Source organism: Maribacter sp. Asnod1-A12, assembly GCF_045063735.1.
Lineage (GTDB): Bacteria > Bacteroidota > Bacteroidia > Flavobacteriales > Flavobacteriaceae > Maribacter.
Genome location: NZ_JBEFNZ010000006.1, coordinates 18,397 through 31,378 on the forward strand (window position 1 = coordinate 18,397; position 12,982 = coordinate 31,378).

A 12,982-nucleotide genomic window follows, 5' to 3' on the forward strand; every position below is an offset into this window, starting at 1 on the left:
TTACTTCTTGGATAAAAAATAAACACTTATTTTTCAAGCAACAGTTCTTAAATTAAGTATCAAGTTTATAACACCAATGCTTTAAATGAAATACTTATATTATTTGATTTTAATATTCGCTACAACCAATTGCACGAAAAAAATGGAAGTAAAGGCTATACCTTTTGACAACAAGATAAAAAAAATGTCTTTTGAAGACATCACTTTTAATGCTATTAGCTTAAATCAGATAACTGAACCGTATGTTAACGACAACTCAAAAAACGGCTCTTCTCAAAGGTCACATTGGTCTTATAACACCTTAGGGTTTAGAGATATTATTTTAAAACAATTATCAAATGAACTTGGCGCTAGCGTAGTTAAACTACTAATAATTACTCCACATATAAAAGAATCACCTTATGATGCTTTTGCCTATTTGGCCAACAAAAATATAGTAGCTGTTCGATTATCTGGCAATGCTTATTTTAATCAATGGATGGATATCATTTTTAAAAAGCAATATGAAAAAGTAGAAAAATATAAAGCTGAAGGTCAATTTGAACGACAGCCAGAACTTAATCAAAACCCTCAGTTTCTGTTAACACTTGGTAAAGGCCAATATTCTATAAAATGGGTGAATTCTGGAATGATGGTAGATGAAAGACCTTATGAAAATACTGGCAACTATCTATATAAAAAAGCACCTAGACAGTATAATGAAGTTAAGATTGCCAAAGAAAAACAGAATTACTTAAAAAAATATAAAGATCATAGTGGTGCAAATCTAAACGAAGTAGAAATACAAAATTTATTTAATACACTTATAAGTACAAAAAATCTAAAAGCAAATGCCCCGACAAATAACGAAAAAGTCTATAATGACTTTAAGTCTTTGGCTGGCTATTCATTACCTAAAGAATTAAAAACCTTATTACACTACCATTCAGGAATTGAAAATACCGGCTTTTTAACAGCTGAAGAAATTCTTAAAGAATGGAAAAATTGGAAATCCATATATGATGACCCTAATTGGATGCTTTCTGATTTAACAGGAAATAACCACCCAGACGGTAGAAAAACAATAGGTATGTATACTAACCCTTTTTGGGTTCCATTTTTTAGCACGGCAGGCGGTAATTTTATAGCTATAGATTACGCTCCTGGTAGTAAAGGATCTTCAGGTCAGATTATTGCTTTTGGTGCTGATGAAACCAAAATAAGATTCATTGCCGAAGACATGAAAGATTTTTTACAACAATGGATCGATGGTAAAGATGTTATGAATAATGGATTTTAGATTTAAACGTTCAGCATATTATTAAAACTTAAAAAGCTATCCATCAACTTCACACTTTAAAACCAAATACGAATACCAACACTTCAAAACAATGCGTAAAGAATTAAACATTAAAGAATGGTATAGAAAAGATCACTTCGAATTTTTCTCTAAGTTCAGCGAACCATTTTTCGGCATAACCGCTAAGATTGATTGTACGTTAGCCTACAAAATCTCAAAACAGAATGGCTATTCTTTTTTTTTATACTACCTACATAAGACTCTGGTAGCAGTCAATACGATAGAACCATTTAGGTATAGAATTGTAGATGGAAAAGTTTTTGAATATGAAACTATAAATGCATCACCAACGATAAATCGTGAAAACGGCTCTTTTGGATTTTCTTATCTTGATTACCATAAAGACTTTAAAACATTTTGCGATTTAGCGAGCCCTAGAATTGAAGAAGTCAGAAACTCTAATAGTCTAATGCCAGCACTATCTGGAGAAAATGTAATTCATTTTTCTGCTTTACCTTGGGTAGATTTCACCTCACTATCTCATGCAAGACACTATGATTTTCCTGATAGTTGCCCAAAAATAAGTTTTGGTAAAATGGTCGATGTAAATGATAAACAAATGATGTCAATATCAGTTCACGTACATCATGGTTTAATGGATGGTTTACATGTTGGGCAATTCTTTGAAAAGCTTCAAGCATTGATGTTTGAGAATTAGGGCAAACACGTTATAAACTTGATGTCAATTTCAACATAGTAGAACTTAAAGAATATAACCAACGTAACTGTTCCCAGATCAATTGTTCTTCTTGGTGATTTCGTTTAAGCGTATTATTATCTGCTGCATTTAAATTCACATTCTCAGATTCGAACTTTGGCAATTGTTTTTCAAACGAACCTACCTCTTCGAAATTTGGTTCTTCATCATTTGCAGTACCTTTAGAAAGAGATTGCTTTACCAAATTAAGGTTTTCATCAATCTTATAAACAATACTATTAAATCGTTCAGATGCTTCTGTGGTTGCATGATGTTGAATATAGATACTCAATGATGCCAGAGATGATAAAAAGTTATGATTCAGTTCTACTAGCTCATATATTTTATTCAGATTTTTTTGTTTTGAATGTGGTTCTTGTGTCATACGCTGAAATGCCGAACTCAAATTTGAAGTTTCTAAAAAAGCATTTTTACGTGCTAATCTATAGCTTGTAGGCACATTACCTTTGTTAATATAAAAATCTGAAATTTTAGACAAATACATTCTGTTAGCTTCAACACTCTTGGTAACATCGTTCTGTATTTCTTGAAAGCTCCAACTAGGCCATAAAAACAAAAAACCTAAATAAGATAAACCCGCACCCACGAGTGTATCTAAAATTCGGTATTGAATAACCGTCATGACATTGGGCTGTAAAATGCCGTATATGAATACAATACTAAGGGTAACGTATATTGCCGAAAGTTTGTAGTTCTTCTGCAGCATTGAGAGTGCTATAATAAATGAGATCAGTGCAAGTGCCGCGTACACATAAATATCTTGTACTAGGTAAACAATTACGGTTGCAATGACTCCACCAATAATAGTACCAATAGTTCTGTCTTGTGAACGGGTTTTGGTAAGTCCATAGCTCGGTCTCATTATCAAAATAATCGTCAACAAAATCCAATATGGATTTTGAAACGAAAATATATTACCCAAAACAAAACCGATCATCAACGTAATTGCCAAACGTAGAGAGTGACGAAATATAGTAGATCGAAAACTAAGATTTCTTAGCAATATTCGTGGACTATAATCTTGTGAAATCAAAAATCGTTTGAGAATTTCTTTATCTATAAACTCCTCAGATGCTACATCGTGATCACTTAATAACCACTTTACTCTTTTAAGCTTATCGAATTGCTTTTCTTGATATTCCAACAAATTCTGAAACATAATAAAAGCCTCATAGGCTTTCGCTTCTTTTACCGTACCTAGAATAGAAATCTTATTTCGTAACTCTTCAAAGTGATTGGTAAGCTCATCATGCTTAGGTAAATGACTGGGTTTATTTCCGATTTCAGAAATCGATCGAAGTTGAATTGCCATCTCAAAAACCGTATTTTGAAAAAGCCTGGTAAATTCTGGATACCTTGTAAACTGCTCATCCATCTTCGTGTAATTTACCGGGTTGGCACCTGCAGTTTCTAACATTTCTATCAATTGGCCTAATACCAATACTCGTTTTCCATTATAGGTTGATCTACCCGTATTCTTACGAGAATGAATAAGAATTTCACGAAGGGTTTCATGTTGATCTGTTAGTTCACTTTGTATTAAAAAAAGTGCTTGTTGCAATTTTTTTCTATTAGCTTTTTTATTAATCAGCTTTCCTCTCTTTTTCAACAATTTACCAGTATTACCTATGGTATTGTATAAAACTTCTTCGGTCTGCCCTTTAGGGTTTATTTTGAACCACAAGAGTGATAAAGTCAAATACCAGAGTCCACCAAGCCCGACCAGCAATGCGTGTTCATAAACATTTAATTTATCTGGAATGTGGGCGAAACTTAAGACCAAAGCTAAGAGTCCAGAAAAACTTATAAGCGACGCCCTAAAACCATAAGAAGAAATTAAAGAAATGCCAAAACTAACAACACCTAAAATTATAAGAGAAAACCAAGTAGAATAGTGTAAATAACCCCCAATAAAGCTTACGACCATTACTAAAGCTGCCGAGAAAAGTATACCGTAAATTTTATGCTTCTGACTACCATTGACATCACTGGGGTTACACCAAAAAGCCCCAAAACAAACGGCTACACCAATTTCAGCAAATCCGGTAGTTATACCAATCGACAAAGGTGTAATTACAGCAATTACGGTAAGTACCGACTTTGAAAAATTGGTACTACCCAAATATTGTAAGAGCTCTTTAAAAGAACCAGAAATATATTTTTGAATTTTGCTCAACACCTGTTTTATATATCGCAAAGATACGCTTTGGCAGTAAGAAGAATTGAGCACTATAAAAACAAAAAGTGCCGATATAACTAAATCTCAGCACTTTTGTAAACTTGAAATGGTAATTCTTAATTTTAAAAGAATTTATCTATAATGCACCGCGATTTGAGCTAATTGACCAACAATTTTAACGGAATCTTTCATAGATAATTTAGAGCCATCTGCATGTATCCATCTTTTCAGAGGTTGTTCGCAAATCATATTCTTTACTTCAGTTTTACCAAAATATTTCTTCATTCTCATAAATAGCTCCACATCAAACAACCATTTAGTAACGAATTTCTTTTTGAACATTTGAGAGGCAATCTCACGATCCATAACTTTTGCACCACATTGGGTATCCTTAAAAGGCATACCTAAAATAGTTTGAATGATAAGATTAATCGTCAAACTAATAATCTTACGTGCCGATTCTTTCGTAATGTTAGCTCCCATTCTTGATATTCGAGAACCACTTACTATTTTAAAGTCAGAACTTTCGATTGTTTTTACCAAATCATCGAAATCCCTGAAATCTGTTGATAGATCTGCGTCTAAAAAGCCAATATAATCAAGTTGCTCATCTTTCACCAAATGTAAAATTCCTTGTCTAACGGCCTCTGCTTTTCCACCATTTTGCTTGCAATTATAAATACTAATATTCGCAGGGTTTTCTTGTTTTAACTTTTCTAATACCGCCAATGTGTTGTCATTACTACCGTCATTAACGAAACAAAGGTGATAACCTAAGTTTTTGTGGGCAAAATTCTTAAACTCTTCGCTTGAAAGTCGCTCTTCTTCATTATAGCAGGGTATTACCACACCAACACAATTTTTCTGTAAAATTCGAGTATCTGACAAAACCGTTCTTGTCATCCCTTTACTAGCAGGTATACCGATAATTCTTTTTATTCTAGCCGCCATTTCATCTAGGCTAATTGGTTTTTTCATGTAATCATTAACACCTAAATCAAAATTCTGCATGATAAGCGACTCATCTGTATTTCCAGACATTACAAGGATCGGAGTATTTTTTTTCATAAAAACTCGAATATATTTTACTACTTCTGTTCCGGTACAAGACACCATTTCAGATCCAGACATCTCTGGCATATTCATATCCAACAATACCAAATCTGGTTTAAAAGAATCATATAGTTTTATCCCCGTTTCAATTGAAGTGGCCGTTTTAACTTCATAACCTATTTCTGTTAATCGTTTTTCTACAGAAAGAAGAATAAGTTTTTGGTCATCTATGGCTAGAATTTTCATAAGTTAAGTTTTGGTTACTTTATAGTTTACCCCAACAAATTTACTTGACAAAACTCAAGATTTTATCTAAATAAGGTGGGTGGTTATTTGCTGTGGACGAGTGGTTTATAATATTCGACTACTACAACTTTAAAAACAAACAGCCTCAATTTTTATTAATTTTTAAAAAATCGCTAATAATATTGTAGGTAATCTATTATTAAAATTCAAAGTATTCCCTTTTAATTGTAATCATCATCTTATATATTTAATACCTTTATGTAGAATTTGATTCTAATCTAACCTTTGAAAAAAAAAACCAACACCCTCTTAATACTAGCTTTAATTGTAGGGCTCGCTTTTCATGGTTCTGCGATTTTCTTCACCTTAGAATCTACTTATGACGCATTAATTCATTTATTTTTTGCTGATCATTATGCCAGTAGTTGGTTTGATCCTTGGGAATATAGATGGTATACTGGTTTTACGGTACAGTCGTATCCACCATTGGTACATCAACTCATAGGTATACTCTCTTACATCGGTGGACTAAAATTTGGCATGTATACTGTTGCGTTAATAGCCATAGTTCTATTTATTACCGGTGCCTATAGGTATACCCTGCTTATGACCGGTAGTAGAAGAATAGCAGGTTACGGCGCTGTAATGGCTGTTTTCTCTTCAACATTCGTTGAGACCCTTCATATTTTTGGACAATTACCCAGTATATCGGCACTATCCATTTTGCTTCATTCCATGACCGAAATATATTTATGGATCAAAACTGGTAAAACACGCTACTTTATTACTTCGGCGACTATGCTTGCGGTAACCGTTACATCTCACCATGTAACTCCCCTTTTTGGGATGGTATTTTTTATCGCTCCATTAATGGGTATGGCGGTAATGGATGCTGCTAGAGAAAAAGTAGCATCTTACAAAGCTCTAACATTTAAGGTCTTCTGGGGTACCACATTACAGCATTTTTGGCGTATTGCCAAGTTTGGCGGTACGGCAATATTTTTACTTGTATTCTGTATTTTCCCCTACTGGTACAATTCTAAAAGAAACCCCATTACCCAAGTTGCGATTCCGCATGGTTCGCGAGATAACTTTTTGGAAATAACTTCATCAGGACTTGTATTTTTCATCATTCCCTGGGGTGTTTTTCTATTTATTCTACCCTATTTTTTTTACCGATATTTTAGTAAAAGATATGTATTCTTCGGATTATCTTTCGCACTATTGACAATACTAGGTACAGGTGGTACAACCCCGATACCACGTATGATGTTAGGGGAAATGGCCTTTAATATTCTTACTCTAGATAGATTCACATTGTGGGCGACAATTATGGCGCTTCCCCTATTCGCAGAGTTTGCATACCGGATGGTGGAAGGTGATCTAAAAACCTTAATTCAAGAAAAATTTGGTGGCGTATATCATAGAGTACTAGGTGGCTTAATTGCTGGTGGTATGTTGTTTATGGTAATATTTACCATGACGCTTGGTTACTTTAGACCCTCACAACCCGCTAAAATAAAAATGCTGCCTATTGTTAACTTTCTTGGGGCAGATTCACATGACTCTTGGCGATATTTACCTTTAGGTTTTGGCGATCAAATGGCATGGCTTTCTGCACAGACTAGGGCAATGACCGTTGATGGGAATTATCACTCCGCACGCCGATTACCAGAACTAACAACAAGGGCAATAGAACGTATAGAAAACTCTAAATTTAGAGGTGTTGAAGGTATTGGTTCATTACAACAGTTCTTGACCGTACCAGAAAAATATAATTTAAAATATATATTCTCTAACGATAAGTTCTATGACCCCATTCTATACTACTGTGGCTGGCAACGACTGCAGCAACTAGAAAACGGAATTATGGTTTGGGAAAAGCTAAACGTGGCACCCATACCGCAAATAATGCCTAAGCAAGATGTACCCACTATAATGAAAATTATGTGGGGTATCATTCCGCTATCAACCGTACTCATCTCCATTTTTGTCAATATTCAGATGATATGGGTCCGGTTGTTAAAGTCTAGAAAAGTACCGGTTCATTCATTCATGAAATTAGAACTACCATATAATAAATTTCCATCAAAACTATTGACCTTTTCGCACTGGTGGGCATTACTTGTGCTGGTATGTATGGGGTATGGCATGTATATTTTTTATGTAAAAAACGTTACCCAGCTTTCACCCAATAATGTGGTGGAATCTTACTATGACGCATTAGATTTCAAGGAGTTTTCCAGGGCGCACTCCTACATTGACCCTGAGGAAAATATTGATATTGCCCAGTATATGCTAGAGGTTTCGGTTACAGATGGTATTTTAAGCTCGTATGCAAAATTAGATTCCTTAGGCATAGAAATTTATGATGAAACAGAAAATAGCGCAAAGGCAAAAGTTGCTACACGTTGGATCACCCCTTTGGAGAATGTATTCAACAATGAATTTTATGAACTGGTAAAACGAAAGAATAAGTGGTACGTAAAATCATTAAAGGTCGATAATGACATACCACCAGATCAACTATTTACTGCCAATGGCACCACCTATTATAATCATGGTAGACGAAAAATCACCACCCAAGAAACCTATCATGAAGATGTGCTAAAACAACCTGTTCTAGAAATTCTATCGGCTAAATTGGTCAAATACAAAGGACAGTATAGTATAATTGGTGAGTTACAAAATGTTGATAATACCCCAGCAGATATTGTAATTAAAGCCACGTTATATAATGATGATAATAAGGAATTAGCGAATTACAATGCCAAGCATCAGATAAAACATAAGTTGATGCCAAAAGAAACAACGACCTTTAAAATTAACTTTGAAGGCATAGCATGGTCGTCTACAAAAGACACCCTACCACCAACGTTTGATCCTGACCAATTTACCCCTGTAAGCTTTGAACAACAACCCACAAAATTCAACCTACAATCTGCGGGTAATACTGCAAACACAGATTTATATAAGCATGTTGCTTTGCAAGACTTAGAATACACGGAACAAGGTTTTAATGGTGTTTTGTTTAATTCAGGCGTGCAAGAAGTAACCATTCCGCAATTGATTATATCTTATTACGATGAAAATAGCGAACTACTTTGGGTAGATCATAAGTTTGTAACCGAAGGGGTTAGAATTCAACGTAAGCAATTCTTTAATTATAAACCATTAGAACTAGATAGCTTAGAAGTAATTAGCAGTAGTTTAGAAAACTGCTTTGTTAATGGCTCACCCAATAAGGCAATTGCCGATAAATTATTCCCTAATAGAAAGTTGGTACACGGCAAACAGCAAACCCAACCCTTTAAAGGAAAAGGATATGAGTTTATAAAATTTGAGATCAACAGTTATATAGGTAATCCAAAATAGTATGCGCAACACCATTATACTACTTTTAAGTCTTGTACTATTTGGTTGTTCAGAAAAAAAAGAAGAACAGCCCAAGGAAACCTATATACCCCAAACTGAGCTACTATCGCAAGTAAAAAATAGTATTGCAGGTGATACTATCAACATATCCTTCAAAACAGAATCCCCCAATGAAACCTATAAATTACATGTTAAAAATGCTTATGGTAGTGTGTTACTAGACTCCAACGAAAAAGAAACGGATAACATTGAATTTAGCATTCCTAAAAACTTTACTAGAATTGCCGGTCCTTTCAATTGGAAATTGGTTTTAAATGGCGAGGTGTTGGAAGAAGGCACGCATACTATTGCCACAAATGCACCAAAGGCTACGTATGTAGAATCATATTTTGGTCCCCGTAGTGTAACAGCAGGTAGAAATGATTTCTCTATGTTGACCATCTCACCTACAGATGCTTATGACAATCCTTTGGATGACGGCACAGAGGTTACCGTTAAATATCAATTTTTAGAAAATATTGATGAATTACAAATAACGACAGAAAGCTTTATTGCATGGTATAATGTAGCCTCTACCTTAAAATCCGGTAGAATATTAGTAACATCAGAATGTAATGGCACCACCTCTAAAGAATTGGCAACCATTGTATACCCTGCAAATGCAGTCAACTTTTCAATTAGCAGTTCTAGTGCCCATAATTTTGCTGATGGCAACCAAATTGTAACCTTTATATCAGATATTATAAAAGATGAGTTTGGCAATACAGTTACAAATGGCACACTGGTAACTTTTGTAATCAAAAATGAAAAAGACCAATATTTATATACCATTGGCACCACTATTAACGGTGTAGCAGAAGCTAAAACCTTACACCCGGACAAAGCTGCCATATGGGAGGTACAAGCTTTTGTAACAGGAGCCGCTGAAAGTAATACCACAAAATTTGAATTCCAATCTGCGATAAAAGACTACGCCGTACATTTTTCTAAAGGAAATAGAAATATTGATGTTGGTCCGTTTGAAAGTTTTATGAAACAACTGATTCCTGACGGATTACTATTACAATTAGACATATACGATGCCAATGGAGAATTTATAGACACCAAAAAAACTACATCTAAAAACGGAGTATCCAATATTTTCTTAGGCGAGCATTTTCTTGAAGAGGGCGACTATATATTAAAATTGACCGCTGCAGGGATCACTAAAGAATTTACAAAGAATATACATGGCGATACAGTTAAATAAAACATTATACAGAACTGTGTTAATAGTCACCTTTTTGGCTATCAACGGACTTATTCTATATGGTATAGGAGCTGCCTGGGCATTTATGAATACCGGTGCAGATAAAACCTCTATGCTCCATTTAGAAGTGCCTATGGATGATGTCTATAAGCCAAATCTTAACTGGTTAAATATTGACAATCCAGGGCGACCAATGGAAGAGCAAGCATTAGGAGAGATTACCAATGATTATATGAATGCATGGCATGTTAGAAATATTGCATTCAAGAAAAATGACCGTTACGGTATAGAAGATTTTTATACTGACAGTGCACGGGTTAGATTATATGATAATATTGATTTGAATGTAAAGAATAACCATTGGTACAAGCGCACTACCCTAAACCATAATCCCGCATTAGATTTTTACACGGCAGATGGCACTATGGTGGTGTTTAAAGACTATAATGTAGAGGAGTACCAAGAAACCTATGAAGGTGAAACCCTCCTTTTTAAAGAAAAAGACACTACTAGTTACCAAGTAATGATGCTCTTAGAGGACGGATTTTGGCGAATTAGGCACTTAAAAGAGATACCAAACCCAATTGACACTTCTAATGTAGAAAAGAAAAACATACAGGCTAAACTTGAAAAAATAAAACAGCAAAGAGGTCTAAACTATTATCCAAAAGACTCCCCTTGGGACACTTTTGGAAAGCGTTTTAACGATACCATAATCAATGATGATTTTCAAATTATTAGTGAAATGGGATTAAATACAATTCGTGTATTTATTCAATATGAAGATTTTGGAAAAAATAGGGTCGATGCCAAAAAGTTGGAACTTTTAAAGAAACTTTTAGATAAAGCAGAAGATAATAAGTTGGATGTCCTCATAACCCTATTCGATTTTTATGGTGATTACGATATATCTAATTGGACATTGACACACAGACATGCAGAAGCCATTGTAAATGCAGTAAAGGACCACCCAGCGCTCTTAGGGTGGGATATAAAAAACGAACCCGATCTAGATTTTGATTCCCGTGGTAAGGATAATGTAATACAGTGGCTAAATCAATTGATTTTAGAAATTAGAAATTGGGATACTAAAAACCCAATAACCATTGGTTGGTCTAACCCAGAGGCTGCCTTGAATCTATCTAAAGAAGTTGATTTTATTTCATTTCACTATTACAAAAAGCCACAGTACTTTTTAGAATCTTATAAGGTATTAAGGTATTTAACTCCAAATAAACCTATTGTTTTACAGGAATACGGAGACTCTTCTTATGATGGTATGTGGAGCTTATTTTCAGGCTCGGACGAAAAACAAGCCGCTTATTATAAAGAAATGCAAGGGTATTTAGAAGATGGGAACATTCCCTTTTTATTCTGGACACTTTATGACTTTGAAAAAGTACCAAGCTCCGTTGCCGGTAGCCTACCTTGGAGAACAAAAAAGCAACACTTCTTTGGTTGCTTGGATTCTTTAGGTAATAAAAAGCCATCTTACTATGAACTAGCTATAAAGAATAAATAAGATAAAATTTAGGTACAAAAAAAAGGCTGGTTACCACACCAGCCTTCAAATACTAACCATATCGATTCTTAATGAACCAATTTCTTCTCCACAGTTGATATGTCTATATTGAAACCTGTTTCTTTAGATTTCTGTATAGCCTTAAAGTAGTCTATATACATCTGTGTAATAGCAGACATTGGTAATGAACATGCCGCTTTATAATTTTGTTTTGCCAACTGAATTCTATATGAATCATCTGTAATAATCTTTTCAATGGCATTAGCCAGAGATGACGTATCATGAGCATCAAAAAATTCACCTACATAACCTTCTTCCTTAACCAATACACTTAAATCGCCTAAATCTGGCAAAGCAACGGCATTACCATAACTACCAGCTTGGTGTAAAACTCCTGAACTACCAGTTGTTGACGTATATGGAAAAACAGTTACTGCACTATCTCCAAATATCTTTGGAACATCTTCCTCTGCTACATAACCTGTAAATCTCACTTGAGGAACATGACTATATTTTTGTTTCATTTCATCTAAATAGCCAGGTGTATTAGGGCTATCTGTACCAGCAATAACAATTGCAATATCTTCATTGGTTCTCGACCTGATCTCTTCTACCGCCTCAATAAGAATTTCAACTTTTTTGTATGTACCAAACTTACCAAAAGCCATTACCTGTTTTGGACCTGCAGGAAGTTTAAAATCTGGCTCTGGAGGAGTTTCAAATGCACCATGCGGAATTAAAGCTACGTTCTTAACCTTATACTTATCTTCTAATGTAGTTACATATTTACTTATGGTAACCGCAAGAACATCTGAAGCTAAAACAAACTTCGTCAACGTAGTACCAATAAAATTATAGATACTTTGTAGTATTTTATTATTGGTAAAACCTGCATTCTCTAAATCTACCTGTTCAAGAATATTATGTAATAATGAAATAGTTGGTATACCCTTGGTTTTACATATAAAAGGAAGCATTAAGCCCATTGCAGCCGGTATTTTTTTATCTCCGAATTTTAAAAACTGAAGATTAAATAAAACCGCATCTGGTTTCACCTTAGATATGGTTTTATTGATGCTGAAAATATTACTATAACTATTAAAACTCCAACATTCTTTCACTGTAATCTTACAGCCTTCGCCCTCAAAATTTAAATCTTTAGGTCCGTCAGTTCTATCGGTGATCAAAATTAATTCTGTCACCTCTTCTTGTAGTCTAAAATGCTTTACCAAATAATAACCATATTCTGTTAAGGTTACTTTACTAGGTGGGTATGCGGTTACAATTGCTAATTTCATTTG

At 34.4% G+C, this 12,982-nt stretch carries 8 protein-coding genes; 5 read left to right on the forward strand and 3 right to left on the reverse strand.

All coding sequences use genetic code 11. From position 1 onward, the window contains the following. Positions 1 to 142: 142 nt before the first annotated feature. Together ACJJVP_RS00115 and ACJJVP_RS00120 are read left to right on the forward strand one after the other, a co-directional pair. Positions 143 to 1,279, forward strand: coding sequence for an SMI1/KNR4 family protein (locus ACJJVP_RS00115; protein WP_405409797.1), 1,137 nt, complete (start codon positions 143 to 145; stop codon positions 1,277 to 1,279). Between the two features lie 91 nt (positions 1,280 to 1,370). Further along, positions 1,371 to 1,997: a CatA-like O-acetyltransferase gene (locus ACJJVP_RS00120; protein WP_405409799.1), complete on the forward strand. Its 627-nt coding sequence runs from the start codon at positions 1,371 to 1,373 to the stop codon at positions 1,995 to 1,997. Positions 1,998 to 2,007: 10 nt separating this feature from the next. Here the strand turns inward: ACJJVP_RS00120 and ACJJVP_RS00125 are convergent, their stop codons facing one another. Further along, entirely contained in the window at positions 2,008 to 4,254 is a 2,247-nt protein-coding gene (locus ACJJVP_RS00125) for an FUSC family membrane protein (RefSeq protein WP_405409801.1), read from the reverse strand. A gap of 114 nt (positions 4,255 to 4,368) precedes the next feature. Further along, positions 4,369 to 5,535: a response regulator gene (locus tag ACJJVP_RS00130; protein ID WP_405409803.1), complete on the reverse strand. Its 1,167-nt coding sequence runs from the start codon at positions 5,533 to 5,535 to the stop codon at positions 4,369 to 4,371. A gap of 285 nt (positions 5,536 to 5,820) precedes the next feature. On the opposite strand from ACJJVP_RS00130, the gene ACJJVP_RS00135 reads away from it, so the two are divergent. Genes ACJJVP_RS00135 through ACJJVP_RS00145 form a run of 3 tightly spaced genes read left to right on the forward strand, consistent with a single transcriptional unit; the run spans position 5,821 to position 11,681 of the window. Next, positions 5,821 to 8,910 (forward strand): hypothetical protein, encoded by a 3,090-nt coding sequence (locus ACJJVP_RS00135; protein WP_405409805.1) that lies wholly within the window; start codon positions 5,821 to 5,823, stop codon positions 8,908 to 8,910. A 1-nt stretch (position 8,911) separates the two neighbouring features. Continuing rightward, positions 8,912 to 10,159 (forward strand): hypothetical protein, encoded by a 1,248-nt coding sequence (locus tag ACJJVP_RS00140; RefSeq protein WP_405409807.1) that lies wholly within the window; start codon positions 8,912 to 8,914, stop codon positions 10,157 to 10,159. Further along, complete coding sequence (locus tag ACJJVP_RS00145; RefSeq protein WP_405409810.1) at positions 10,140 to 11,681, forward strand: glycoside hydrolase family 2 TIM barrel-domain containing protein; 1,542 nt, start codon at positions 10,140 to 10,142, stop codon at positions 11,679 to 11,681. Before ACJJVP_RS00140 ends, ACJJVP_RS00145 begins: the two co-directional genes overlap by 20 nt. 68 nt (positions 11,682 to 11,749) lie before the next feature. Here the strand turns inward: ACJJVP_RS00145 and ACJJVP_RS00150 are convergent, their stop codons facing one another. After that, a complete protein-coding gene (locus tag ACJJVP_RS00150; RefSeq protein ID WP_405409812.1) occupies positions 11,750 to 12,979 on the reverse strand; it encodes a glycosyltransferase in 1,230 nt (409 codons plus the stop codon). Between the last annotated feature and the right edge of the window lie 3 nt (positions 12,980 to 12,982).

Bases quoted from the DNA above. Each gene is read 5' to 3' on its own strand.
- ACJJVP_RS00140 (WP_405409807.1), top strand. From the start codon at position 8,912: ATGCGCAACACCATTATACTACTTTTAAGTCTTGTACTATTTGGTTGT.
- ACJJVP_RS00150 (WP_405409812.1), bottom strand. From the start codon at position 12,979: ATGAAATTAGCAATTGTAACCGCATACCCACCTAGTAAAGTAACCTTA.
- ACJJVP_RS00130 (WP_405409803.1), bottom strand. From the start codon at position 5,535: ATGAAAATTCTAGCCATAGATGACCAAAAACTTATTCTTCTTTCTGTA.
- ACJJVP_RS00145 (WP_405409810.1), top strand. From the start codon at position 10,140: ATGGCGATACAGTTAAATAAAACATTATACAGAACTGTGTTAATAGTC.
- ACJJVP_RS00115 (WP_405409797.1), top strand. From the start codon at position 143: ATGGAAGTAAAGGCTATACCTTTTGACAACAAGATAAAAAAAATGTCT.
- ACJJVP_RS00120 (WP_405409799.1), top strand. From the start codon at position 1,371: ATGCGTAAAGAATTAAACATTAAAGAATGGTATAGAAAAGATCACTTC.